At 39.9% G+C, this 24574-nt stretch carries 23 protein-coding genes and 1 pseudogene; 22 read left to right on the forward strand and 2 right to left on the reverse strand.

Annotated features, from left to right (window positions below; genetic code table 11):
* Nucleotides 1-13: 13 nt before the first annotated feature.
* The 7 genes from PAN07_RS08985 to PAN07_RS09015 all read left to right on the forward strand — a co-directional run bounded on the left by PAN07_RS08985 (nucleotide 14) and on the right by PAN07_RS09015 (nucleotide 6632).
* Nucleotides 14-1342, forward strand: coding sequence for an ABC transporter substrate-binding protein (locus PAN07_RS08985; protein ID WP_153219967.1), 1329 nt, complete (start codon nucleotides 14-16; stop codon nucleotides 1340-1342).
* Between the two features lie 221 nt (nucleotides 1343-1563).
* Nucleotides 1564-2430, forward strand: coding sequence for a sugar ABC transporter permease (locus PAN07_RS08990; protein WP_153198773.1), 867 nt, complete (start codon nucleotides 1564-1566; stop codon nucleotides 2428-2430).
* Between the two features lie 15 nt (nucleotides 2431-2445).
* The gene (locus PAN07_RS08995) at nucleotides 2446-3285 is read left to right on the forward strand and encodes a carbohydrate ABC transporter permease (RefSeq protein ID WP_001192119.1); all 840 of its coding nucleotides are present in this window, start codon (nucleotides 2446-2448) and stop codon (nucleotides 3283-3285) included.
* A gap of 226 nt (nucleotides 3286-3511) precedes the next feature.
* Nucleotides 3512-3964, forward strand: coding sequence for a YhcH/YjgK/YiaL family protein (locus PAN07_RS09000; protein ID WP_153219966.1), 453 nt, complete (start codon nucleotides 3512-3514; stop codon nucleotides 3962-3964).
* A 19-nt stretch (nucleotides 3965-3983) separates the two neighbouring features.
* Nucleotides 3984-4628, forward strand: a complete 645-nt coding sequence (locus tag PAN07_RS09005; RefSeq protein ID WP_084927190.1) for a DUF624 domain-containing protein — start codon at nucleotides 3984-3986, stop codon at nucleotides 4626-4628.
* A gap of 172 nt (nucleotides 4629-4800) precedes the next feature.
* Complete coding sequence (locus tag PAN07_RS09010; protein WP_269797712.1) at nucleotides 4801-5718, forward strand: dihydrodipicolinate synthase family protein; 918 nt, start codon at nucleotides 4801-4803, stop codon at nucleotides 5716-5718.
* A 17-nt stretch (nucleotides 5719-5735) separates the two neighbouring features.
* Entirely contained in the window at nucleotides 5736-6632 is an 897-nt protein-coding gene (locus PAN07_RS09015) for an ROK family protein (RefSeq protein WP_269797713.1), read from the forward strand.
* A gap of 109 nt (nucleotides 6633-6741) precedes the next feature.
* On the opposite strand, the gene PAN07_RS09020 is transcribed toward PAN07_RS09015, so the two are convergent.
* Nucleotides 6742-7593: a MurR/RpiR family transcriptional regulator gene (locus PAN07_RS09020; RefSeq protein WP_049487332.1), complete on the reverse strand. Its 852-nt coding sequence runs from the start codon at nucleotides 7591-7593 to the stop codon at nucleotides 6742-6744.
* Between the two features lie 189 nt (nucleotides 7594-7782).
* Here PAN07_RS09020 and pbp2b point away from each other — a divergent pair, with 189 nt between their 5' ends.
* The 15 genes from pbp2b (at nucleotide 7783) to PAN07_RS09095 (ending at nucleotide 23972) form a co-directional block, all read left to right on the forward strand.
* Nucleotides 7783-9840, forward strand: a complete 2058-nt coding sequence (gene pbp2b / locus PAN07_RS09025; RefSeq protein ID WP_269797714.1) for a penicillin-binding protein PBP2B — start codon at nucleotides 7783-7785, stop codon at nucleotides 9838-9840.
* A gap of 10 nt (nucleotides 9841-9850) precedes the next feature.
* Nucleotides 9851-10447: a recombination mediator RecR gene (gene recR / locus PAN07_RS09030; RefSeq protein WP_049487334.1), complete on the forward strand. Its 597-nt coding sequence runs from the start codon at nucleotides 9851-9853 to the stop codon at nucleotides 10445-10447.
* 174 nt (nucleotides 10448-10621) lie between these two features.
* On the forward strand, nucleotides 10622-11665 hold the full coding sequence (locus tag PAN07_RS09035; RefSeq protein WP_265471053.1) for a D-alanine--D-alanine ligase: 1044 nt from the start codon (nucleotides 10622-10624) through the stop codon (nucleotides 11663-11665).
* An 84-nt stretch (nucleotides 11666-11749) separates the two neighbouring features.
* A complete protein-coding gene (gene murF / locus PAN07_RS09040) occupies nucleotides 11750-13123 on the forward strand; it encodes a UDP-N-acetylmuramoyl-tripeptide--D-alanyl-D-alanine ligase (RefSeq protein ID WP_265465402.1) in 1374 nt (457 codons plus the stop codon).
* On the forward strand, nucleotides 13110-13721 hold the full coding sequence (locus PAN07_RS09045) for an NUDIX hydrolase (RefSeq protein WP_084861771.1): 612 nt from the start codon (nucleotides 13110-13112) through the stop codon (nucleotides 13719-13721). The genes murF and PAN07_RS09045 overlap by 14 nt, the downstream gene beginning before the upstream one ends.
* Before the next feature lie 90 nt (nucleotides 13722-13811).
* Nucleotides 13812-14516 carry a TIGR02206 family membrane protein gene (locus PAN07_RS09050; RefSeq protein ID WP_084861772.1) on the forward strand — a complete coding sequence of 235 codons (705 nt, stop codon included), beginning with the start codon at nucleotides 13812-13814 and terminating at the stop codon, nucleotides 14514-14516.
* 214 nt (nucleotides 14517-14730) lie between these two features.
* Complete coding sequence (gene ftsA / locus PAN07_RS09055; RefSeq protein ID WP_000090252.1) at nucleotides 14731-16110, forward strand: cell division protein FtsA; 1380 nt, start codon at nucleotides 14731-14733, stop codon at nucleotides 16108-16110.
* Nucleotides 16111-16127: 17 nt separating this feature from the next.
* On the forward strand, nucleotides 16128-17384 hold the full coding sequence (gene ftsZ, locus PAN07_RS09060; RefSeq protein WP_024057151.1) for a cell division protein FtsZ: 1257 nt from the start codon (nucleotides 16128-16130) through the stop codon (nucleotides 17382-17384).
* Between the two features lie 4 nt (nucleotides 17385-17388).
* Nucleotides 17389-18060 carry a YggS family pyridoxal phosphate-dependent enzyme gene (locus PAN07_RS09065; protein ID WP_024057152.1) on the forward strand — a complete coding sequence of 224 codons (672 nt, stop codon included), beginning with the start codon at nucleotides 17389-17391 and terminating at the stop codon, nucleotides 18058-18060.
* Nucleotides 18061-18069: 9 nt separating this feature from the next.
* A complete protein-coding gene (locus PAN07_RS09070) occupies nucleotides 18070-18603 on the forward strand; it encodes a cell division protein SepF (RefSeq protein WP_000053356.1) in 534 nt (177 codons plus the stop codon).
* The gene (locus tag PAN07_RS09075; RefSeq protein WP_000576496.1) at nucleotides 18603-18866 is read left to right on the forward strand and encodes a YggT family protein; all 264 of its coding nucleotides are present in this window, start codon (nucleotides 18603-18605) and stop codon (nucleotides 18864-18866) included. The genes PAN07_RS09070 and PAN07_RS09075 overlap by 1 nt, the downstream gene beginning before the upstream one ends.
* Nucleotides 18863-19648 carry an RNA-binding protein gene (locus tag PAN07_RS09080; protein WP_024057155.1) on the forward strand — a complete coding sequence of 262 codons (786 nt, stop codon included), beginning with the start codon at nucleotides 18863-18865 and terminating at the stop codon, nucleotides 19646-19648. Before PAN07_RS09075 ends, PAN07_RS09080 begins: the two co-directional genes overlap by 4 nt.
* 8 nt (nucleotides 19649-19656) lie before the next feature.
* Nucleotides 19657-20442, forward strand: a complete 786-nt coding sequence (locus PAN07_RS09085) for a DivIVA domain-containing protein (RefSeq protein WP_084861774.1) — start codon at nucleotides 19657-19659, stop codon at nucleotides 20440-20442.
* Between the two features lie 257 nt (nucleotides 20443-20699).
* The gene (gene ileS, locus PAN07_RS09090) at nucleotides 20700-23492 is read left to right on the forward strand and encodes an isoleucine--tRNA ligase (protein WP_269797715.1); all 2793 of its coding nucleotides are present in this window, start codon (nucleotides 20700-20702) and stop codon (nucleotides 23490-23492) included.
* 111 nt (nucleotides 23493-23603) lie between these two features.
* Nucleotides 23604-23972 (forward strand): hypothetical protein, encoded by a 369-nt coding sequence (locus tag PAN07_RS09095; RefSeq protein WP_084861778.1) that lies wholly within the window; start codon nucleotides 23604-23606, stop codon nucleotides 23970-23972.
* A gap of 78 nt (nucleotides 23973-24050) precedes the next feature.
* On the opposite strand, the pseudogene PAN07_RS09100 reads toward PAN07_RS09095, so the two are convergent.
* Nucleotides 24051-24232, reverse strand: a pseudogene (locus PAN07_RS09100) (transposase); the annotation flags it as partial.
* Nucleotides 24233-24574: the final 342 nt, after the last annotated feature.

The raw sequence follows: 24574 nt of genomic DNA on the forward strand, positions 1-24574 counted from the left end.
TAGGAGAATACAAATGAAATTTAGAAAACTAGCTTGTACAGTACTTGCGGGTGCTGCGGTTCTTGGCCTTGCTGCATGTGGTAATTCTGGCGGAAGTAAAGATGCTGCAAAATCTGGTAGCGATAGCGGAAAAACAGAAATCACTTGGTGGGCATTCCCAGTCTTCACACAAGAAAAAACTGGTGACGGTGTTGGAACATATGAAAAATCAATCATCGAAGCGTTTGAAAAAGCAAATCCAGATGTAAAAGTGAAATTGGAAACCATCGACTTCAAGTCAGGTCCTGAAAAAATCACAACAGCTATCGAAGCAGGAACAGCTCCAGACGTACTTTTTGACGCACCAGGACGTATCATCCAATACGGTAAAAACGGTAAATTGGCTGAGCTGAACGACCTCTTCACAGACGAATTCGTCAAAGATGTTAACAATGAAAACATTGTACAAGCAAGTAAAGCTGGAGACAAAGCTTATATGTATCCAATCAGTTCAGCACCATTCTACATGGCCATGAACAAGAAAATGTTGGAAGATGCTGGAGTTGCAAACCTTGTAAAAGAAGGTTGGACTACTGATGATTTTGAAAAAGTTTTGAAAGCGCTTAAAGATAAAGGCTACACACCAGGTTCATTGTTCAGTTCTGGTCAAGGGGGAGACCAAGGAACACGTGCCTTCATTGCAAACCTTTATGGCGGTTCTGTAACAGATAAAGATGTAACAAAATATACAACTGATGATCCTAAATTCGTCAAAGGTCTTGAAAAAGCAGCTAGCTGGATTAAAGACGGTTTATTGAACAACGGTTCACAATTTGACGGTGGAGCAGATATCCAAAACTTTGCCAACGGTCAAACATCTTACACAATCCTTTGGGCACCATCTCAAAACGGTATCCAAGCTAAACTCTTGGAAGCAAGTAAAGTAGAAGTGGTAGAAGTACCATTCCCATCAGATTCAGGTAAACCAGCTCTTGAATACCTTGTAAACGGATTTGCAGTATTCAACAACAAGGACGACAAGAAAGTTGCAGCATCTAAGAAATTCGTTCAATTCATCGCAGATGACAAAGAATGGGGTCCAAAAGACGTTGTTCGTACAGGTGCTTTCCCAGTTCGTACTTCATTTGGCAAAGTTTATGAAGACAAACGTATGGAAACAATCAGTGGTTGGACTCAATACTACTCACCATACTACAACACTATCAACGGTTTTGCTGAAATGAGAACACTTTGGTTCCCAATGTTGCAATCTGTATCAAATGGTGACGAAAAACCAGCGGATGCTTTGAAAGCCTTCACTGAAAAAGCTAACGAAACAATTAAAAAAGCTACAAAACAATAAGCACTAAATCAGATTGACTCCTCCCTTTTCCCTGTGCATAGTCTATGTAAGAAAAGGGAGGATTTTGTTTGAAATGTAAGGAACTGTCACGAAATTAAAATGAAGTTCTTACATAAGTGAATCTTAAAAAATTTCATTTTGATTTTAAAACAGTTTAAGAAAATCTAAAATATTTTATTTGTGAAAGAGAGGTGCCGACTGTGAAAGTCAATAAAATTCGTATGCGGGAAACAGTGATTTCCTATGCTTTCCTAGCACCAGTATTATTCTTCTTTGTCATCTTTGTATTGGCTCCTATGATTATGGGATTCATTACAAGTTTCTTTAACTACTCAATGACTAAATTTGAGTTTGTGGGCTTGGACAACTACGTTCGTATGTTTAAAGACCCTGTCTTTATGAAGTCTTTGATCAATACCGTGATTCTGGTTATTGGATCTGTACCAGTTGTTGTTCTATTCTCACTCTTTGTAGCATCTCAGACTTATCATCAAAATGCCATTGCCAGATCCTTCTACCGTTTCGTCTTCTTCCTTCCTGTTGTAACAGGTAGTGTTGCCGTAACAGTTGTTTGGAAATGGATTTATGACCCACTGTCAGGGATTTTAAACTTTGTCCTTAAGTCAAGCCACATCATCAGCCAGAACATTTCTTGGTTGGGAGATAAAAACTGGGCTTTGATGGCGATTATGATTATCCTTTTGACTACATCTGTTGGTCAGCCGATTATCCTTTATATCGCTGCTATGGGGAATATTGACAATTCATTGGTAGAAGCAGCTCGGGTTGATGGTGCGACTGAATTGCAAGTCTTCTGGAAGATTAAATGGCCTAGCCTCCTTCCAACAACACTTTACATCGCAATCATTACAACAATCAACTCATTCCAGTGTTTCGCCTTGATTCAGTTGTTGACATCTGGTGGTCCAAACTACTCAACAAGTACACTTATGTACTACCTTTACGAAAAAGCCTTCCAATTGACAGAATACGGCTATGCCAACACCATCGGTGTCTTCTTGGCAGTCATGATCGCTATCGTAAGCTTTGTTCAATTTAAAGTACTTGGAAACGACGTAGAATACTAAAGAAAGGAGACAGCTATGCAATCTACACAAAAGAAACCTTTAACAGCTTTCACTGTTATTTCAACTATTATCTTGCTCTTGTTGACCGTGCTGTTCATCTTTCCATTCTACTGGATTCTGACAGGTGCCTTCAAGTCACAGCCTGATACCATTATGATTCCGCCACAATGGTTCCCTAAAATGCCAACCATGGAAAACTTCCAACAACTCATGGTGCAAAACCCTGCTATGCAGTGGATGTGGAACTCTGTGTTTATCTCATTGGTAACCATGTTCTTAGTTTGTGCGACCTCTTCTTTAGCAGGTTATGTACTAGCTAAAAAACGTTTCTATGGGCAACGCATTCTATTTGCAATCTTCATTGCAGCCATGGCGCTTCCAAAACAAGTTGTCCTTGTACCATTGGTACGTATCGTCAACTTCATGGGAATCCATGATACTCTTTGGGCAGTTATCCTGCCTTTGATTGGATGGCCATTCGGGGTCTTCCTCATGAAACAATTCAGTGAAAACATCCCAACAGAATTGCTTGAATCAGCTAAAATCGACGGTTGTGGTGAGATTCGTACTTTCTGGAGTGTAGCCTTTCCAATTGTGAAACCAGGATTTGCAGCCCTTGCAATCTTTACCTTCATCAATACATGGAATGACTACTTCATGCAGTTGGTTATGTTGACTTCACGTAACAATTTGACCATTTCACTCGGTGTTGCGACTATGCAGGCTGAAATGGCAACCAACTATGGTTTGATTATGGCAGGAGCTGCCCTTGCAGCTGTGCCAATCGTAACAGTCTTCCTTGTCTTCCAAAAATCCTTCACTCAGGGTATTACTATGGGAGCGGTCAAAGGATAATACTCTGCGAAAATCGAATTCAAACTATGTCAGCGTCACCTTGCCATACTTAAGTATTGCCTGCGGTTAGCTTCCTAGTTTGCTCTTCAATTTTCATTGAGTATAATAGAATACAGAGTTATAAGTGTCTACAAAATGTTGGGTATTTGTCTACCATAAAGATTTTGTCAGACACTTATAAACTTAAGAATGATTTTAGTTAACTATCAGAAACGAAGGAAAGAGTATGATTTTTGACGATTTGAAAAACATCACCTTTTACAAAGGGATTCATCCCAATCTAGACAAGGCTATCGACTATCTCTATCAGCATCGTAAAGATTCATTTGAACTAGGTAAGTATGAGATTGATGGGGACAAGGTCTTCCTAGTTGTTCAGGAAAATGTCCTCAATCAAGCTGAAAATGATCAATTTGAGCATCATCAAAACTATGCTGACTTGCATTTGCTGGTAGATGGGCATGAATATTCGAGCTACGGTTCACGTATCAAAGACGAGGCAGTAGCATTCGACGAAGCGAGTGACATTGGCTTTGTTCATTGTCATGAACACTACCCACTATTGTTGGGTTATCACAATTTTGCGATTTTCTTTCCAGGAGAACCACACCAGCCAAATGGCTATGCAGGTATGGAAGAGAAGGTTCGCAAATATCTCTTTAAAATTTTGATTGATTAAAAAATCAGGAGGAGCAAATATGGCACAAAAAGGAGTAAGCCTTATCAAGGCAGCATTTGATACAGATAACTTTCTCATGCGTTTTAGTGAGAAGGTCTTGGATATCGTGACAGCCAATCTTCTTTTTGTCGTCTCTTGTTTGCCCATCGTGACGATTGGAGTGGCTAAAATTAGTCTCTACGAGACTATGTTTGAGATTAAGAAGAGTAGACGCGTGCCTGTCTTTAAAATCTATCTAAGAGCTTTCAAGCAAAATCTGAAACTAGGTCTTCAGTTAGGTCTGCTTGAGTTGGGCATTGTCTCATTAAGTCTTCTAGACCTCTATCTCTTTTGGGGTCAGACAGCTATGCCTTTCCAAATGGTGAAAGCTATCTGTCTAGGCGTTCTTATCTTCCTCACTATCGTGATGTTGGCTAGCTATCCCATCGCTGCGCGCTATGATTTGACTTGGAAAGAAGTGCTACAAAAAGGACTTATCTTGGCAAGTTTTAACTTTCCTTGGTTCTTCCTTATGTTAGTTATTCTCTTTCTCATTGTGATGGTTCTTTATCTGTCCGCCTTCAGTTTGCTTTTAGGTGGCTCAGCCTTCCTGCTTTTTGGGTTTGGGCTCTTGGTCTTTATTCAGACTGGATTGATGGAGAAAATTTTCGCAAAATACCAATAGCATGGCTTGTTTCTGAAACTACTTTCAAGACATAAACATTTCAAAATTCACATCGAAACTAAAATCTAAGTGTACACAAGATATTGAAAGCGTTTTTCACAAGGTGTATACTAAACACGTAAAGAATAAATCCTGCTGTTAGCAGAAAAAAAGAAAACTTAGGAGAAAATCTATGTCAGATTTAAAAAAATACGAAGGTGTCATTCCAGCCTTCTACGCATGTTATGATGATCAAGGAGAAGTAAGTCCAGAGCGTACGCGTGCCTTGGTTCAATTCTTCATTGATAAAGGTGTTCAAGGCCTCTATGTTAATGGTTCTTCTGGTGAATGTATCTACCAAAGCGTTGAAGACCGCAAGTTGATTTTGGAAGAAGTGATGGCAGTTGCCAAAGGTAAATTGACCATTATTGCTCACGTTGCTTGCAACAATACCAAAGACAGTATGGAACTTGCTTGTCATGCTGAAAGCTTAGGAGTAGATGCCATTGCAACGATTCCGCCGATTTATTTCCGCTTGCCAGAATACTCAGTTGCTAAGTACTGGAACGATATCAGTTCTGCAGCTCCAAATACAGATTACGTGATTTACAACATTCCTCAATTAGCAGGTGTTGCTTTGACTCCAAGCCTTTACACAGAAATGTTGAAAAACCCACGTGTTATCGGTGTTAAGAACTCTTCTATGCCAGTTCAAGATATCCAAACCTTTGTAAGCCTTGGTGGGGAAGACCATATCGTCTTTAACGGTCCAGATGAGCAGTTCCTAGGTGGCCGTCTCATGGGTGCTAAAGCTGGTATTGGTGGTACATATGGTGCTATGCCAGAACTCTTCTTGAAACTCAACCAGTTGATTGCTGACAAAGATTTGGAAAAAGCGCGTGAATTGCAGTATGCTATCAACGCTATCATTGGTAAACTCACTTCTGCACATGGAAATATGTACGGTGTCATCAAAGAGGTCTTGAAGATCAATGAAGGACTGAACATTGGTTCTGTTCGTTCACCATTGACACCAGTGACTGAAGAAGATCGTCCAGTTGTAGAAGCAGCTGCAGCCTTGATTCGCGAAACCAAGGAGCGCTTCCTCTAATCCATAAGGAGGTATTTATGACACACTACGTTGCAATTGATATCGGTGGAACCAATATCAAATATGGTTTGATCGACCAAGAAGGCCAACTTGTTGAATCGCATGAAATGCCAACTGAGGCGCATAAGGGTGGTCCTCATATCTTACAAAAGACCAAAGATATCGTAGCTAGCTATTTAGAACAAGGCCCAGTAGTAGGTGTTGCTATTTCTTCTGCTGGGATGGTGGATCCTGATAAGGGTGAGATTTTCTATGCTGGGCCTCAAATCCCTAACTACGCAGGCACCCAGTTCAAAAAGGAAATCGAGACTAGCTTTGCGATTCCTTGTGAAATTGAGAATGACGTCAACTGTGCAGGTCTTGCTGAAGCGGTATCTGGTTCAGGCAAGGGAGCAAGTGTGACCCTTTGCTTGACTATTGGAACAGGTATCGGTGGTTGCTTGATTATGGATGGGAAAGTCTTCCATGGATTTAGCAATTCATCCTGTGAAGTTGGTTATATGCATATGCAGGATGGAGCGTTCCAAGATCTCGCTTCTACAACAGCTTTAGTGAAGTATGTAGCTGAAGCACATGGAGAAGATGTTGATCAGTGGAATGGCCGACGCATCTTTAAGGAAGCCACTGAAGGCAACAAGATTTGTATGGCTGGTATTGACCGTATGGTAGACTATCTAGGAAAAGGTCTGGCAAATATTTGCTATGTGGCTAATCCAGAAGTAGTCATTCTCGGTGGCGGTATCATGGGACAAGAGGCTATCCTCAAACCCAAAATCCGTACAGCCTTGAAAGAAGCCTTGGTGCCAAGTCTAGCTGAAAAAACACGATTAGAATTTGCCCATCATCAAAATACAGCAGGTATGTTGGGTGCTTATTATCATTTTATAATCAATGAAAATCAAAGAGCAAACTAGGAAGTTAGCCGTAGGCAGTACTTGAGTACGACAAGGCGAAGTTGACGTGGTTTGAATTTGATTTTCGAAGAGTATTAAGACAAAACAATCCTAGTTTGGCTAGACCAAACTAGGATTTTCTTACACGTTTTTGTCTACGATAGCCATTGAGTTTTTTATTTTCCCAATAGCTATTAAAGATTTTCTCCTTGCTTTCACGATTGATTTCCAAAAAGTAGGCATAAATCAAATCGATAAAGAAGAGCATAGGGAGTTGAGCGGATATTCGTTGGATGTAGGATGACTGGCTGTGTGTGGCTACAAGAACAGTCTCTGTATAGGCCTGACTATCTTTATTGGGAACACTTGTAAAAAGTACAGTCTGTGCCCCCATCTCTTTCGCGTCTAATAGACTATCTAAAATAGAAGGAGTTGAGCCAGAAAGTGAGAAACCGAGTACGAGACAATTCTCATCCATAATACTGGTTGTCCAAGCAAAACCATCTTGATCGGTCAAAGCCTCGCAGACCACACCTAGACGCATAAAGCGTAATTTCATTTCACGAGCTACGAGGCCAGAACTCCCTGTTCCGAAGAAGTAGACACGATCAGCATCTTCGATTAACTGGGCGATTCGTTCCAGTTGTTCTTCGTCAATCAAGCCCTGTGTTTGTTCCCGCATATTACTATAGCTTCTAAGAACTCGATTGGTTAAAGGACTATGTTTGTGAGAATGAGTGTCCTGTTTCTTTGCTTGGTGCAGGTATTGGAAAATAAATTCTCGATAGCCTGTAAAACCACATTTTTTAGAAAAGCGGGTCAGAGCAGCTTGAGAGATATGTAATTTTTGAGTGACCTGCTGAGAAGATAAATCATCTGCAATGGTTTCAGCTTGCAAAAAATAGCGAGCGATTTCTTGCTCTAGGTCTGTCATTTCTTCGAAGTGAGAATCAATGAGGGTTGCTATATCTGGTTTGTCCATAGGGAAGGCTCCTTTAAATGAGTCATATTGGAAAAAGACTGAGTCATCGAACTTTTACACTTATTATATCATATAATGTAGGGATGGATAAATAAAATCGTATTTTCCTGTAAAATGGGAAAAGCTCCCTTCTTTTCCAAAATTTCTTCTTAAATTATGGTACAATGAAGAGTAAGATTTTAAATAGAAATGAGACTGATTTGTATGAGGAAATTTAACAGCCATTCGATTCCGATTCGGCTTAATTTATTGTTTTCAATCATCATTTTACTCTTTATGACCATTATTGGTCGCCTGCTTTATATGCAGGTTTTGAACAAGGATTTTTATGAGACAAAACTAGCATCGGCTAGTAAAACAAAGGTGACTACTAGTTCAGCTCGAGGTGAAATTTATGATGCCAGTGGCAAGCCCTTAGTTGAAAATACTGTGAAACAAGTTGTTTCCTTTACTCGAAACAACAAAATGACGGCTGCAGATTTAAAAGAAACAGCTAAGAAGCTGTTAGCCTATGTAGGAGTTACTTCTCCAACATTGACTGACCGACAGTTGGCGGACTATTATCTAGCAGATCAAGATGTCTATAAGAAAGTAGTGGAAAGCTTACCACGTGAGAAACGTCTTGATTCAGATGGCAATCGTCTATCCGAATCAGAACTCTATAACAATGCGGTCGATAGTGTCCAAACGAGTCAATTAAACTATACAGAGGATGATAAGAAAGAAATCTATCTTTTTAGCCAGTTAAATGCTGTTGGAAACTTTGAGACAGGAGCCATTGCGACAGATTCCTTGACAGATACACAGATTGCCTTGATTGCTTCGGCTTCTAAGAATTTACCTGGTATCAGTATTTCAAGCACGTGGGATCGAAAGGTTCTAGAGACTTCTCTCTCTTCTATAGTGGGAAGTGTATCCGGTGAAAAAGCTGGTCTCCCAGCTGAAGAAGCTGATGCTTATATTAAAAAGGGCTATTCTCTAAATGATCGGGTTGGTACCTCTTATCTAGAGAAACAATATGAAGAAACCTTGCAAGGTAAACGCTCGGTGAAGGAAATTCATCTAGATAAGTATGGCAATATGGAAAGTGTCGAAAATATTGAAGATGGTACCAAAGGGAACAATATCAAACTGACCATCGATTTGGCCTTCCAAGATAGCGTGGACAATCTTCTTAAGAGTTATTTCACTTCCGAACTAGGAAATGGAGGAGCTAAGTATTCTGAAGGTGTCTATGCAGTTGCTTTGAACCCCAAAACAGGTGCAGTTTTATCCATGTCAGGAATTAAACATGATCTGAAAACGGGAGAGTTGACGCCTGATTCTTTGGGAACGGTAACCAATGTCTTTGTACCAGGTTCGGTCGTTAAGGCTGCAACCATCAGTTCCGGTTGGGAGAATGGAGTCTTATCAGGGAACCAGACCTTGACGGATCAGTCTATTGTCTTCCAAGGTTCACCCCCTATCAATTCGTGGTATACTGCCTTTTCTGGGCCAATGCCGATTACGGCAGTTCAAGCTTTGGAGTATTCATCTAATACTTATATGGTCCAAACAGCTTTAGGGATTATGGGATTGACTTATCAACCGAATATGATTGCAGGAATTGGAAATTTAGACTCGGCTATGGGGAAATTACGTTCAACCTTTGGTGAGTATGGTTTAGGATCATCTACAGGTATTGATTTACCAGATGAATCCACCGGCTTTATTCCTAAAGATTATGATCTTGCTAATTATATTACAAATTCATTTGGTCAGTTTGATAACTATACCCCAATGCAATTAGCTCAGTATGTAGCAACTATTGCAAATGATGGTGTCCGTATGGCTCCCCGTATTGTTGAGGGAATTTATGGCAATAATGATAAAGGAGGATTGGGCGACCTGATTCAACAACTGCAACCGTCAGAGATGAATAAGGTCAATATATCCGCCTCCGATATGAGTATTTTGCAACAAGGTTTTTATCAGGTTGCCCATGGGACTAGTGGATTGACAACTGGCCGTGCCTTTTCAAATGGTGCAGCTGTATCTATTAGCGGAAAAACGGGTACAGCCGAAAGTTATGTAGCAGATGGTCAGCAAGCAACCAATACCAATGCCGTGGCCTATGCTCCATCCGATAATCCACAAATCGCTGTAGCTGTTGTCTTCCCGCATAACACCAATCTTACAAATGGTGTCGGACCTTCCATTGCGCGCGACATTATCAACCTCTATAACCAACATCATCCAATGAATTAGAAAGGAACTTATGCTTTATCCAACACCTATTGCCAAACTAATTGACAGTTATTCCAAGTTGCCGGGTATCGGGATCAAGACGGCTACACGTCTGGCCTTTTATACGATTGGAATGTCTGATGACGATGTCAATGAATTTGCCAAAAACCTCCTTTCTGCTAAGAGAGAGCTGACCTATTGCTCCATCTGTGGTCGTTTGACTGATGATGATCCTTGCTCTATCTGTACCGATCCAAGTCGTGACCAGACAACCATTTTAGTTCTCGAGGATAGTCGCGATGTGGCGGCTATGGAGAATATTCAAGAATACCATGGACTTTATCATGTCTTACATGGACTCATATCTCCCATGAATGGTATCAGTCCAGATGATATCAATCTCAAGAGCCTCATGACTCGTCTTATGGAGAGTGAAGTTTCAGAGGTAATCGTAGCAACCAATGCTACAGCAGATGGAGAAGCAACTTCCATGTATCTTTCACGTTTGCTCAAACCAGCTGGCATCAAGGTTACGCGCCTGGCACGTGGCCTCGCTGTGGGAGCGGACATTGAGTATGCGGATGAGGTTACACTCTTACGAGCCATTGAAAATCGAACAGAGTTGTAAGTGTAGACAAATTAACACACTCAATTCATTTATACAAAAATCACGGAGACCGACAGTTGTTTTATCGGTCTCTTTTTAGATTTATTGAAGACCAGTATCAGGTTCAAGTTTCAAAAAAGAAGCAAATATGATATACTAAAGAACGAGTATTCTATTAGAATTGGAACCAATAATATGAAACAAACGATTATTCTTTTATACGGTGGACGTAGTGCAGAGCGTGAAGTCTCTGTCCTTTCAGCTGAAAGTGTGATGCGTGCGGTCAACTACGACCGTTTCACAGTCAAGACTTTCTTCATCAGCCAGTCAGGTGACTTTATTAAAACGCAAGAATTTAGCCAGACTCCAGGTCAAGAAGACCGTCTCATGACCAATGAAACCATTGATTGGGATAAGCAAGTTTCACCAAGTGCTATATACGAAGAGGGAGCAGTGGTCTTTCCAGTCCTTCACGGTCCGATGGGAGAAGATGGCTCTGTTCAAGGCTTCCTCGAAGTTTTGAAAATGCCTTATGTTGGTTGTAACATATTGTCATCTAGTCTTGCCATGGATAAAATCACGACCAAGCGTGTTTTGGAATCTGCTGGTATTGCTCAAGTTCCTTATGTGGCTATCGTTGAAGGCGATGATGTGACTTCTAAAATCGCTGAAGTTGAAGAAAAATTGATTTATCCAGTCTTCACAAAACCGTCAAACATGGGTTCAAGTGTCGGTATTTCTAAGTCTGAAAATCAAGAAGAACTCCGTCAAGCTTTGAAACTTGCCTTCCAATATGACAGCCGTGTCTTGGTTGAGCAAGGGGTGAATGCCCGTGAAATCGAGGTTGGTCTCTTGGGCAACTACGATGTCAAGAGTACGTTGCCAGGAGAAGTGGTCAAGGATGTTGCCTTTTATGACTACGATGCCAAGTATATTGATAATAAGATTACCATGGATATTCCTGCCAAAATCAGTGATGATGTGGTAGCTGTCATGCGTCATAATGCAGAAACAGCCTTCCGTGCGATTGGTGGACTAGGTCTATCTCGTTGCGATTTCTTCTATACAGATAAGGGCGAGATTTTCCTAAATGAGCTTAATACTATGCCTGGATTCACCCAATGGTCTATGTATCCACTGCTTTGGGATAATATGGGAATCAGCTATCCAGACTTAATCGAGCGTTTGGTTGACCTTGCTAAGGAAAGTTTTGATAAGCGCGAAGCGCATTTGCTATAAAAATGAAAGAGAGGGTAGAAGCCAGAACCGTCACTGTAAGGTGATTAGAGTTCTCGGACTTCGACCCTTTTTAAAGGAGTAGAAATGAAACTTACAATTTACGAAGTTGCCCAAGCTGTTGGAGCTAAAAATGATGTTAGTCTTTTTGCGGATGCTCAGTTAGAAAAGCCTGAGTTTGACAGTCGTTTGATTGGGACAGGAGATTTGTTTGTGCCACTTAAAGGTGCGCGTGATGGTCATGACTTTATCGAAACAGCTTTTGAAAATGGTGCAGTAGTAACCCTGTCTGAGAAAGAGGTCGCAAATCATCCTTATATTTTAGTAGATGATGTTTTGACTGCTTTTCAACAACTAGCTGCCTACTATCTTGAGAAAACGGCTGTTGATGTCTTTGCAGTTACAGGTTCAAATGGCAAGACGACGACCAAGGATATGTTGGCGCATTTACTATCAACAATCTACAAAACCTACAAAACACAAGGAAACTACAATAACGAGATTGGCCTTCCTTACACAGTTCTGCACATGCCTGAGGGGACAGAAAAGTTGGTTTTGGAGATGGGGCAGGATCACTTGGGAGATATTCATCTCTTGTCAGAATTGGCCCATCCAAAAACAGCCATTGTGACCTTGGTTGGAGAGGCTCATTTAGCCTTTTTCAAAGACCGTTCGGAAATCGCCAAAGGAAAAATGCAAATTGCAGATGGTATGGCTTCAGGTTCCTTGCTTTTAGCACCAGCTGACTCGATTGTAGAGGACTACTTGCCAACCGATAAAAAGGTAGTCCGTTTTGGGCAAGGAGCAGAGCTGGAAATCACAGACTTGGTTGAGCGCAAGGATAGTCTGACCTTTAAGGCTAATTTCTTGGAACAAGCCCTTGATTTGCCAGTGACTGGCAAGTACAATGCCACTAATGCTATGATTGCGTCTTATGTTGCCCTACAAGAAGGAGTTTTAGAGGAGCAAATTCATCAGGCCTTCCAAAATCTTGAATTGACGCGTAACCGTACTGAGTGGAAGAAAGCAGCAAATGGAGCAGATATCTTGTCAGATGTTTACAATGCCAATCCAACTGCTATGAAGTTGATTTTGGAGACATTTTCTGCCATCCCAGCCAATGAAGGGGGCAAGAAAATCGCTGTCTTGGCGGACATGAAGGAACTCGGTGACCAGTCTGTTCAGCTCCATAACCAGATGATTTTGAGTCTCTCGCCAGATGTGTTGGATACCGTTATTTTCTATGGAGAAGACATTGCTGAATTAGCCCAATTGGCTAGTCAAATGTTCCCAATCGGCCATGTTTACTACTTCAAAAAAACAGCCGACGAGGACCAATTTGAAGACCTAGTCAAGCAGGTCAAAGAAAGCCTTGGATCCCATGATCAAATCCTGCTCAAGGGATCTAACTCTATGAATCTAGCAAAGTTGGTAGAAAGTTTAGAAAATGAAGCCAAGTGATTTTGTTAAATATTTGCAAAGAATGATTACCCTTACAGATACTGGATTAACCTTTACAAAAGATCCCTTCGACCGTGAGCGCTACGAGGACTTGCGAAGTCTTTTATCTGAAATGTTGAATCAAGCATCAGACTTGGATGCAGAAGAAGTAGCAGAAGTCTTGAAACCAACTTCCGCTTATGTGACTCCTTTAATGGACGTCCGTGCTTGGATTGTTGAGGATGAGAAGATTTGTCTGGTTAGGGGACAAGGAGAGGATAGTTGGGCTTTGCCAGGTGGTTTTGGCGAGGTTGGCTATTCTCCAACAGAAAATATTCTCAAGGAGATTGAAGAAGAAACCGGTTTTAAAGCCAAAGTTGAAAGACTACTAGCTGTTTTTGATACCAATCATTTCCAACTACAGAGCAAGCAATATGCAAAGTTTGTTTTTGAATGTAAGCTTCTTGATGGACAATTCCAAGAAAATCAAGAAATCGCTGACCTTCAATTTTTTGCCATTGACCAACTGCCGACCTTATCTGAAAAACGCATTACCAAGGAGCAAATAGAGATTCTTTGGCAGGTTTATAAAGGTCAGAAGGAGCAATATCTTGACTAAGAAGATGATTATCGTATTTCTAAATTCATTTTTCTTAAATAGCATGGTATAATAAAATGCAGGAAAATTTTGAATCATGAGGAATACTAGATGAATTTATGGGATATTTTCTTTACGACCCAAGCAACAGAACCACCCAAGTTTGATCTTTTTTGGTATGTCAGTATATTTACACTCTTGGCTTTGACCTTTTATACAGCCTATCGTTATCGTGAAAAGAAGGCTTATCAACGATTTTTCCAAATCTTGCAGGCAGTTCAGTTAATCCTTCTTTATGGATGGTACGGGGTTAATCATATGCCACTGTCAGAAAGCTTACCCTTTTACCATTGCCGTATGGCTATGTTTGTGGTGCTTTTGCTTCCTGGTCAATCCAAATATCGGCAGTATTTTGCATTACTAGGAACATTTGGGACATTAGCAGCCTTTGTTTATCCCGTGCCAGATCCTTATCCATTCCCGCATATTGCGATTTTATCCTTTATCTTTGGACACTTAGCACTCTTGGGAAATTCACTGGTTTATCTCTTGAGACAGTACGACTCGAGAATGCTAGATGTGAAAAGAATTTTTATCATGACTTTTGCCCTAAATGCCTTGATTTTTGTGGTCAATTTAGTAACAGGTGGAGATTACGGATTCTTGACAAAACCACCATTGGTTGGAGACCATGGCTTAGTAGCTAATTATTTAATCGTTTCCCTGGCCTTATCAGCAGCGATTACGTTAACAAAGAAAATCTTGGAACTATTTTTAGAACAAGAAGCAGAAAAAATGATTGCAAAGAAAGCTTAGAAATGAGCTTTCTTTTTTTCATAAATCTGATTTTTTATAACTTGTTTGGAAAATAAAAAAAGCTAAGGAAAGAATGTGAAAAAATGGTAAGTAAATTTAGGAAAAACTAAGCACGATTGGATTTTTTGTGTTATAATATTCTGTGAATAGCTATGCCCTATTTTAGCTATATTGAATAGAAGTTTGAAACTTGGAAGAGAGAGGATGCGATGTAATGGCTAGAGATGGTTTTTTTACAGGCTTAGATATCGGAACTAATTCGATTAAAGTGTTGGTTGCCGAGCATAGAAATGGTGAACTTAATGTAATTGGTGTAAGTAATGCCAAGAGTAAAGGTGTAAAGGATGGGATTATCGTTGATATTGAAGCAGCAGCAACTGCTATCAAGTCAGCTATTTCCCAAGCAGAAGAGAAAGCTGGCATTTCAATCAAATCAGTGAATGTTGGTTTGCCTGGAAATCTTTTGCAAGTAGAACCAACTCAAGGTATGATTCCAGTTACATCTGATACAAAAGAAATTACAGATCAAGATGTTGAAAATGTTGTTAAATCAGCCTTGACAAAGAGTATGACACCAGATCGTGAAGTCATTACTTTTATTCCAGAAGAATTTATCGTAGATGGTTTCCAAGGTATTCGTGACCCACGTGGTATGATGGGGGTTCGTCTTGAAATGCGTGGTTTGCTTTACACAGGTCCACGTACTATTCTTCACAATTTACGTAAGACAGTTGAGCGCTCAGGTGTTCAAGTTGAAAATATTATTATTTCACCATTGGCTTTGGTTCGTTCAGTCTTGAACGAAGGAGAGCGTGAATTTGGAGCTACTGTGATTGATATGGGAGCAGGTCAAACAACTGTTGCTACAATCCGTAACCAAGAACTCCAGTTTACAAATATTCTTCAAGAAGGTGGAGATTATGTCACAAAAGATATCTCTAAAGTCTTGAAGACTTCACAGAAATTAGCTGAAGGATTGAAATTAAACTATGGTGAAGCCTACCCTTCACTTGCAAGCAATGAAACCTTCCAAGTTGAAGTAATTGGTGAAGTAGAACCTGTAGAAGTTACAGAAAGCTACCTAGCAGAGATTATTTCAGCTCGCATTAAACACATTTTTGAACAAATCAAACAAGAGTTGGAAAGAAGACATTTGTTGGATCTTCCAGGTGGGATTGTTCTGATTGGTGGAAATGCTATTTTACCAGGTATTGTAGAACTTGCACAGGAAGTCTTTGGCGTTGGTGTTAAACTTTACGTTCCAAATCAAGTTGGAATCCGTAACCCTGCCTTTGCTCATGTGATTAGCTTGTCTGAATTTGCTGGTCAATTGACTGAAGTGCATTTATTGGCACAACGAGCAGTTAAGGGTGAGGATACTTTGCGTCACCAACCAATTAATTTTGGTGGGATGATTCAACGCGTTACGCAAGTAGCACAACCTACCCCTATTCAACCAGTTCAAAATACTGAGGTAGAGCAATCAGCTTCTACGAACGTAGTTGCTCCCAAAGAAGATAAAGTATCTTCTCAAAATAAACCAAAAATCGCAGATCGTTTCCGTGGCTTAATCGGAAGCATGTTTGATGAATAAAAGAGGAAAAATAAACTATGACATTTTCATTTGATACAGCAGCAGCTCAAGGTGCAGTTATTAAAGTAATCGGTGTTGGTGGAGGTGGCGGAAACGCCATTAACCGCATGGTTGACGAAGGTGTTGCAGGCGTAGAATTTATCGCAGCAAACACAGATGTACAAGCTTTGAGTAGTACAAAAGCTGAGACTGTAATTCAGTTAGGTCCTAAATTGACTCGTGGTTTGGGTGCTGGAGGTCGACCTGAAATCGGTCAAAAGGCAGCCGAAGAAAGCGAAGAAGCCTTGACTCAAGCTATTACTGGAGCAGACATGGTCTTCATTACTGCAGGTATGGGAGGTGGCTCAGGTACTGGTGCTGCTCCTGTTATTGCCCGCATTGCTAAAGATTTAGGTGCTCTTACAGTTGGTGTTGTGACACGTCCTTTCGGTTTTGAAGGAAGCAAACGTGGTCAGTACGCTGTAGAAGGAATCAATCAACTTCGTGAGCATGTGGATACTCTATTGATTATTTCAAACAACAACTTGCTTGAAATTGTTGATAAGAAAACTCCACTTCTTGAAGCTCTTAGCGAAGCAGATAACGTACTTCGCCAAGGTGTTCAAGGGATTACTGATTTGATTACAAATCCTGGTTTGATTAACCTTGACTTTGCCGATGTGAAAACAGTTATGGCAAATAAAGGAAACGCCCTAATGGGTATCGGTATCGGTAGTGGTGAAGAACGTGTGGTAGAAGCAGCTCGTAAGGCAATCTACTCACCACTTCTTGAAACAACTATTGACGGTGCTGAGGATGTCATCGTCAACGTTACTGGTGGTCTCGACTTGACTTTGATTGAGGCAGAAGAAGCTTCAGAGATCGTCAACCAAGCAGCTGGCCAAGGAGTGAACATCTGGCTTGGAACATCAATCGATGAAAACATGAAAGATGAAATCCGTGTTACAGTCGTTGCAACTGGTGTTCGTCAAGATCGTGTGGAAAAAGTTGTGGGCCATGCACCAAGACAAGCTGTTCGTCATGAACAAGTAAGTCCTAGTCATGCACACAATCATAATCGTCAGTTTGATATGGCTGAAACTGCAGAAATTCCAAGTCCAGCACCTCGTCGCACAGAAACTTCTCAAACTTCAGCATTTGGTGATTGGGACTTGCGTCGTGAGACAATTGTTCGACCAACTGATTCAGTGGTATCACCAGTTGAACGTTTCGAAGCGCCATCTTTACACGATGAGGATGAATTAGACACTCCTCCATTTTTCAAAAATCGTTAAGTAAATGAATTTGAAAGAAAATACAGAACGTGTTTTTCAACAAATAAAAGATGCAAGTCAGCAGTCAGGAAGAGAAGCCAATTCTGTTTCGGTTGTTGCTGTTACAAAATATGTAGACATACCGACAGCGGAGGCCTTGCTTCCGCTAGGTGTGCATCATATTGGTGAAAATCGTGTGGATAAATTTCTTGAGAAATATGAAGCTTTAAAAGATAGAAATATTACCTGGCATTTGATTGGAACCTTGCAAAGACGCAAGGTCAAAGATGTCATTCAGTATGTTGATTATTTCCACGCTTTGGATTCATTAAAGCTAGCAGAAGAAATTCAAAAAAGAAGTGACAGAGTTGTTAAGTGTTTCTTACAAGTAAATATCTCAAGGGAAGAGAGCAAACATGGTTTTTCAAGGGAAGAACTATTAGAGCTCTTGCCAGAATTGGCCACCTTAGATAAAATTGAATATGTCGGCTTGATGACCATGGCTCCTTTTGAAGCTAGTAGTGATGAGTTGAAAGAAATTTTTAAAGCTACGCAGGATTTGCAACTAGAAATTAGAGAAAAACAAATTCCCAATATGCCAATGACGGACTTGAGTATGGGTATGAGTCGTGACTACAAGGAAGCGATTGAATTTGGCTCAACATTTGTCAGAATTGGTACAGCATTTTTTAAATAGGAAAGAAATATGTCTTTAAAAGATAGATTTGATAAATTTATAGATTATTTTACAGAAGATGGAGAAGATGTTGGTACTGCATATCAGCCTAAAGCTGAAGAGCCAATTGTGACTCCAGTCCCTTCTGTTCAAGAGTTGCCTCAACAAGCTGGTAGCACGCCATCTAAAGATAAAAACATCACTCGTCTTCATGCCCGTCAACAAGAGTTGGCTATGCAAAGTCAACGTTCTACTGATAAGGTGACAATTGATGTTCGTTATCCACGTAAATACGAAGATGCCACAGATATTGTTGATTTATTAGCTGGTAACGAAAGTATTTTGATTGATTTCCAATATATGACAGAAGTTCAAGCACGTCGTTGTTTGGATTATCTGGACGGGGCACGCCATGTTTTAGCTGGTAACATGAAAAAGGTAGCATCTACTATGTACCTGCTGACACCAGTTGATGTTGTCGTCAATATTGAAGACATCAAAATTCCAGATGAATCACAAAATGGTGAATTTGGCTTTGATATGAAACGTACGAGAGTGAGATAATGATCTTTCTCATTCGTTTTGTTCAAAATGCAGTGGATATCTATTCACTGATTTTAATCGTGTTTGCTCTGATGTCTTGGTTTCCCAATGCTTATGAATCACGTCTTGGACGCTTGATTATTAGTTTAGTGAAACCGATAGTAGCTCCCTTGCAACGTTTACCCCTCCAGATTGCAGGTCTTGACTTATCTGTCTGGATTGCGGTATTACTAGTTCACTTCCTAGGGGAGCAGTTGATTCGACTTTTAGTGATCTTTCTATGAACAAGATGATTTATCAACACTTTTCTAAGAATGATTCGTCTTTTATTGATAAGGGATTAGAATGGATAAAAAAGGTAGAAGATTCTTATTCTCCTTTTTTAACACCTTTTGTAAATCCCCATCAAGAAAAGATTTTAAAGGTGCTAGCATCAACCAACGGCATCTCCTATATGAGCAGTCGGCAGTTTCTTGAAACTGAATATGTACGGGTACTCCTGTATCCTGATTATTTTGAGCCGGGATTCTCTGATTTTGAACTTTCCTTGCAAGAAATTGTCTATCCTAATAAGTTTGAACGCCTAACGCATGCAAAAATATTAGGGACTGTTTTAAATCAGCTAGGAATCGATAGGAAGCTATTTGGTGATATCTTAGTCAACGAAGAGAGAGCACAGATTATCATAAATCGACAGTTTATGCTCCTTTTTCAAGACGGCATTACGAAAATTGCTCGTTTACCGGTTCGTCTAGAAGAACGGGATTTTACTGAGAAAATTACTACAGTAGAAGATTATCAAGAATTAGATATTTGTATTGCTAGTTCTAGATTAGATGTTTTTCTAGCAGGTGTCTTCAAGCTGTCTAGAAATCAGGCAAGTCAGTTAATTGAAAAACAGGCAGTCCAAGTCGATTACCATTTAGTTGAAAAATCAGATTATGCAGTTCAAGTTGGTGATTTGATTAGTGTTAGGAAATTTGGTCGATTGAAACTTGTTAGAGATAATGGGCAAACAAAAAAAGATAAAAAGAAATTAACGGTCCAATTGTTATTAAGTAAGTGAGGAAAAATATGCCAATTACATCGTTAGAAATCAAAGATAAAACTTTTAGCACACGCTTCAGAGGGTTTGATCAAGAAGAAGTAGATGAGTTTTTAGATATTGTAGTCCGTGATTATGAAGATTTGGTTCGCTCTAATCATGATAAGGATTTACATATTAAGAGTTTGGAAGAGCGTTTGTCTTACTTTGATGAGATGAAAGACTCATTGAGTCAATCTGTATTGATTGCACAAGATACAGCTGAGCGAGTAAAACAAGCTGCAACGGAACGTTCAAACAATATTATCCAACAAGCAGAGCAAGATGCACAACGTTTGTTGGAAGAAGCCAAGTACAAAGCAAATGAAATTCTTCGTCAAGCAACTGACAATGCTAAGAAAGTTGCTGTTGAAACAGAAGAATTGAAGAACAAGAGTCGTGTCTTCCATCAACGTCTTAAATCTACAATTGAGAGCCAGTTAGCAATTGTTGAATCTTCAGATTGGGAAGATATTCTGCGCCCAACAGCTACCTATCTTCAGACAAGTGATGAAGCATTTAAAGAAGTTGTTGGTGAAGTTCTTGGTGAATCGGTATATTCACAACCAGAAGAAGAACAAATCGATATGACTCGTCAATTTACACCTGAAGAAATGGCTGAGTTACAAGCTCGAATTGAGGCTGGTAATAGAGAATTAGCTGAATTTGAAGCTCAACAACATCATTATGTGGAAGAACATTTAGAGCCAGTTGAAGTCGAAGGCCCTTCATCGAATGAGGAAGATACAAATAAAGAATCTGTCCTTATCTTATAATGAATAGTGATATGTGAGAACAATATCTTATCCTTATATTTCCAGCGAGCAGGAGATGGTGTGAGTCCTGCATTCCCTAACGATAAGATTATCCTCTCAAAAACTCAAGTCTGAAGCTAGTAAGATTTGACGTTCCCCACGTTACGGGAAATGAGGGAGAAAGACTAAATCTTTTTCCGAATAAAGGTGGTACCACGATTTTCGTCCTTTTTGGAAGTCGTGGTTTTTAATTTGTTATTATTTATAAAGGAGATACCATGAAACTCAAAGATACCCTTAATCTTGGGAAAACAGCTTTCCCAATGCGTGCAGGTCTTCCTACCAAAGAGCCAGTTTGGCAAAAGGAATGGGAAGATGCAAAACTTTACCAACGTCGTCAAGAATTGAACCAAGGAAAACCTCATTTCACCTTGCATGATGGCCCTCCATATGCTAACGGAAATATCCACGTTGGACATGCTATGAACAAGATTTCAAAAGATATCATTGTTCGTTCAAAATCTATGTCAGGTTTTTACGCACCATTTATCCCAGGTTGGGATACACATGGTCTGCCAATCGAGCAAGTTTTGGCAAAACAAGGTGTCAAACGTAAAGAAATGGACTTGGTTGAGTACTTGAAACTTTGCCGTGAATACGCTCTTTCTCAAGTAGATAAACAACGTGAAGACTTTAAACGTTTGGGTGTTTCTGGTGACTGGGAAAATCCATATGTGACTTTGACTCCTGATTATGAAGCAGCACAAATCCGTGTCTTCGGTGAGATGGCTAACAAAGGTTATATCTATCGTGGTGCAAAACCAGTTTACTGGTCTTGGTCATCTGAGTCGGCTCTTGCTGAAGCGGAGATTGAATACCATGATTTGGTTTCAACTTCCCTATACTATGCTAATAAGGTAAAAGATGGCAAAGGTGTTCTAGATACAGATACTTATATCGTAGTCTGGACAACAACTCCATTTACCATCACAGCTTCTCGTGGTTTGACTGTCGGAGCGGATATTGATTACGTCTTGGTTCAATCTGCTGGTGAAGCTCGTAAGTTTGTGGTTGCTGCAGAATTGTTGACTAGCTTGTCTGAGAAATTTGGTTGGGCTGATGTTCAAGTATTGGCAACTTACCGTGGTCAAGAATTGAACCACATCGTAACAGAACACCCATGGGATACAGCTGTAGATGAGCTTGTTATCCTTGGTGACCACGTTACGACTGATTCTGGTACAGGTATCGTCCATACAGCCCCTGGTTTTGGTGAGGATGACTACAATGTTGGTATTGCTAATGATCTTGAAGTCGCAGTGACTGTTGACGAACGTGGTATCATGATGAAGAATGCTGGTTCTGAGTTTGAAGGTCAATTCTATGAAAAGGTAGTTCCAACTGTTATTGAAAAACTTGGTAACCTCCTTCTTGCCCAAGAAGAAATCTCTCACTCATACCCATTTGACTGGCGTACTAAGAAACCAATCATCTGGCGTGCAGTACCACAATGGTTTGCCTCAGTTTCTAAATTCCGCCAAGAAATCTTGGATGAAATTGAAAAAGTGAAATTCCACTCAGAATGGGGTAAAGTCCGTCTGTACAATATGATTCGTGACCGTGGTGACTGGGTTATTTCTCGTCAACGTGCTTGGGGTGTTCCACTTCCAATCTTCTACGCTGAAGACGGTACAGCGATTATGACTGCTGAAACTATTGAACACGTGGCTCAACTCTTTGAGGAACATGGTTCAAGCATTTGGTGGGAACGTGATGCTAAGGAACTCTTGCCAGAAGGATATACTCACCCAGGTTCTCCAAATGGTGAATTCAAGAAAGAAACAGATATCATGGACGTTTGGTTTGACTCAGGTTCATCATGGAATGGAGTTGTGGTAAACCGTCCTGAATTGACTTACCCAGCAGACCTTTACCTAGAAGGTTCAGACCAATACCGTGGTTGGTTTAACTCATCATTGATCACATCTGTTGCTAACCATGGTGTAGCACCTTACAAACAAATCTTGTCACAAGGTTTTGCCCTTGATGGTAAAGGTGAGAAGATGTCTAAATCTCTTGGAAATACCATTGCTCCAAGCGATGTTGAAAAACAATTTGGTGCAGAAATCTTGCGTCTTTGGGTAACAAGTGTAGACTCAAGCAACGACGTGCGTATCTCTATGGATATCTTGAGCCAAGTCTCTGAAACTTACCGTAAGATTCGTAACACTCTTCGTTTCTTGATTGCTAATACATCTGACTTTAACCCAGCTGAGGATGCAGTAGCTTACGATGAGCTTCGTTCAGTTGATAAGTACATGACGATTCGATTTAACCAGCTTGTTAAGACCATTCGTGATGCTTATGCAAACTTTGAATTCTTGACAATCTATAAGGCCTTGGTGAACTTTATCAACGTTGACCTGTCAGCCTTCTACCTTGATTTTGCCAAAGATGTTGTTTATATCGAAGGTGCCAAATCATTGGAACGCCGTCAAATGCAGACTGTCTTCTATGACATTCTTGTAAAAATTACCAAACTCTTGACACCAATCCTTCCTCACACTGCGGAAGAAATCTGGTCATACCTTGAGTTTGAAGCAGAAGACTTCGTTCAATTGTCAGAATTGCCAGAAGCAGAGACGTTTGCTAACCAAGAAGAAATCTTGGATACCTGGGCAGCCTTCATGGATTTCCGTGGACAAGCTCAAAAAGCCTTGGAAGAAGCGCGTAATGCCAAAGTTATCGGTAAATCACTTGAAGCACACTTGACAGTTTATCCAAACGAAGTTGTGAAAACTCTACTCGAAGCAGTAAACAGCAATGTAGCTCAACTTTTGATCGTGTCTGAATTGACCATCGCAGAAGGACCAGCTCCAGAAACTGCTGTTAGCTTCGAAGATGTGGCCTTCACTGTTGAACGCGCTGCAGGTGAAGTATGTGACCGTTGCCGTCGAATCGACCCAACAACAGCAGAACGCAGCTACCACGCAGTCATCTGTGACCACTGTGCAAGCATCGTAGAAGAAAACTTTGCAGACGCAGTAGCAGAAGGATTTGAAGAGAAATAATCGAATGATAGATTGAAAATGTTTTCTGTGTGTGTATTTTAGTTTAATATAAAAGAAAATATTAAACAAAATTAATGTATAATATTAATTTTTAATGAAAAGGAAGTATTGATGAAAAAGAAAACACTTGCTCAATTAGATGGTATCATTGGTTTAGTTGCAGGAACTATTCTAGCCATTTTGCCAATTATTATAATTATGATTGCCTCTATATTTGATAATGAAGAAGTTGTTGGTGTCATCTTAGGAATTATTTTTATTATTTTTAGTTTAGTAAAAATTGGAATTTTAATTCTAGGTATTCTCTCACTAATATACTATAAAGATGATAATAGAATTTCAATTGCACCCTCAGTCTTATTAATTGTTGGTTCTGCACTTTCATTGGTTCCATTCTTAGGATGGATAGGGGGAATCGTCATTATTGTTGGTGCTTCATTATTTTTAGGAAGCCTCAAAAAATTTAAAGTTGAACTATAAATAGAGTTTTTGTCAAGTAGAGTAAATGGAGAAACTCTAAAATTGGTTCTTTGTCAGCAGTAGTGGATTAAAGAAAAGCTAAGATAGAGAAAGGACAAATTTCGTCCTTTCTTTTTTGATGTTCAGAGCGATAAAAATCGTTTTTTGAAGTTTTCAAAGTTTCGAAAACCAAAGGCATTTCGTTCGATAAGTTTGATGAGATTATTGGTCGCTTCTGATTTGGAGTTAGAATAGGGTAATTGAAGGGCGTTGACGATTTTTCAATGATTTCATGATTGATGAAAGTTACTATTTTAGTTTTAAGAATTGTGGCTATTGTGTATTTCAAGGACGATGAGCGTGTGACTCCTGCACCGTCTGTATTGTTTATCGTAGGTAGTTCTGTTGGATTGATCCCATTCGTGGACTAGATAGGATAAATTATGACAATTATTGGCAATTCCTATACTTTGAAATTTTGAAAAAATTCGAAATTGAAGAATCATATCTTTCGAATTGAGGTGGGATGAATTGAATCTTTGTTAGAAATACTTATTACAGTATGAAGGTGGTTAGTCTTATTTTTTTGTTACCAATTGACGGAAAATTTTATAGGATAAATA

It is taken from the genome of Streptococcus sp. SM5 (assembly GCF_027497975.1).

Coding starts and splice junctions, on each gene's coding strand:
- PAN07_RS08985 (WP_153219967.1), top strand. CDS start 14: ATGAAATTTAGAAAACTAGCTTGTACAGTACTTGCGGGTGCTGCGGTT.
- PAN07_RS08990 (WP_153198773.1), top strand. CDS start 1,564: ATGCGGGAAACAGTGATTTCCTATGCTTTCCTAGCACCAGTATTATTC.
- PAN07_RS08995 (WP_001192119.1), top strand. CDS start 2,446: ATGCAATCTACACAAAAGAAACCTTTAACAGCTTTCACTGTTATTTCA.
- PAN07_RS09000 (WP_153219966.1), top strand. CDS start 3,512: ATGATTTTTGACGATTTGAAAAACATCACCTTTTACAAAGGGATTCAT.
- PAN07_RS09005 (WP_084927190.1), top strand. CDS start 3,984: ATGGCACAAAAAGGAGTAAGCCTTATCAAGGCAGCATTTGATACAGAT.
- PAN07_RS09010 (WP_269797712.1), top strand. CDS start 4,801: ATGTCAGATTTAAAAAAATACGAAGGTGTCATTCCAGCCTTCTACGCA.
- PAN07_RS09015 (WP_269797713.1), top strand. CDS start 5,736: ATGACACACTACGTTGCAATTGATATCGGTGGAACCAATATCAAATAT.
- PAN07_RS09020 (WP_049487332.1), bottom strand. CDS start 7,593: ATGGACAAACCAGATATAGCAACCCTCATTGATTCTCACTTCGAAGAA.
- pbp2b (WP_269797714.1), top strand. CDS start 7,783: ATGAGACTGATTTGTATGAGGAAATTTAACAGCCATTCGATTCCGATT.
- recR (WP_049487334.1), top strand. CDS start 9,851: ATGCTTTATCCAACACCTATTGCCAAACTAATTGACAGTTATTCCAAG.
- PAN07_RS09035 (WP_265471053.1), top strand. CDS start 10,622: ATGAAACAAACGATTATTCTTTTATACGGTGGACGTAGTGCAGAGCGT.
- murF (WP_265465402.1), top strand. CDS start 11,750: ATGAAACTTACAATTTACGAAGTTGCCCAAGCTGTTGGAGCTAAAAAT.
- PAN07_RS09045 (WP_084861771.1), top strand. CDS start 13,110: ATGAAGCCAAGTGATTTTGTTAAATATTTGCAAAGAATGATTACCCTT.
- PAN07_RS09050 (WP_084861772.1), top strand. CDS start 13,812: ATGAATTTATGGGATATTTTCTTTACGACCCAAGCAACAGAACCACCC.
- ftsA (WP_000090252.1), top strand. CDS start 14,731: ATGGCTAGAGATGGTTTTTTTACAGGCTTAGATATCGGAACTAATTCG.
- ftsZ (WP_024057151.1), top strand. CDS start 16,128: ATGACATTTTCATTTGATACAGCAGCAGCTCAAGGTGCAGTTATTAAA.
- PAN07_RS09065 (WP_024057152.1), top strand. CDS start 17,389: ATGAATTTGAAAGAAAATACAGAACGTGTTTTTCAACAAATAAAAGAT.
- PAN07_RS09070 (WP_000053356.1), top strand. CDS start 18,070: ATGTCTTTAAAAGATAGATTTGATAAATTTATAGATTATTTTACAGAA.
- PAN07_RS09075 (WP_000576496.1), top strand. CDS start 18,603: ATGATCTTTCTCATTCGTTTTGTTCAAAATGCAGTGGATATCTATTCA.
- PAN07_RS09080 (WP_024057155.1), top strand. CDS start 18,863: ATGAACAAGATGATTTATCAACACTTTTCTAAGAATGATTCGTCTTTT.
- PAN07_RS09085 (WP_084861774.1), top strand. CDS start 19,657: ATGCCAATTACATCGTTAGAAATCAAAGATAAAACTTTTAGCACACGC.
- ileS (WP_269797715.1), top strand. CDS start 20,700: ATGAAACTCAAAGATACCCTTAATCTTGGGAAAACAGCTTTCCCAATG.
- PAN07_RS09095 (WP_084861778.1), top strand. CDS start 23,604: ATGAAAAAGAAAACACTTGCTCAATTAGATGGTATCATTGGTTTAGTT.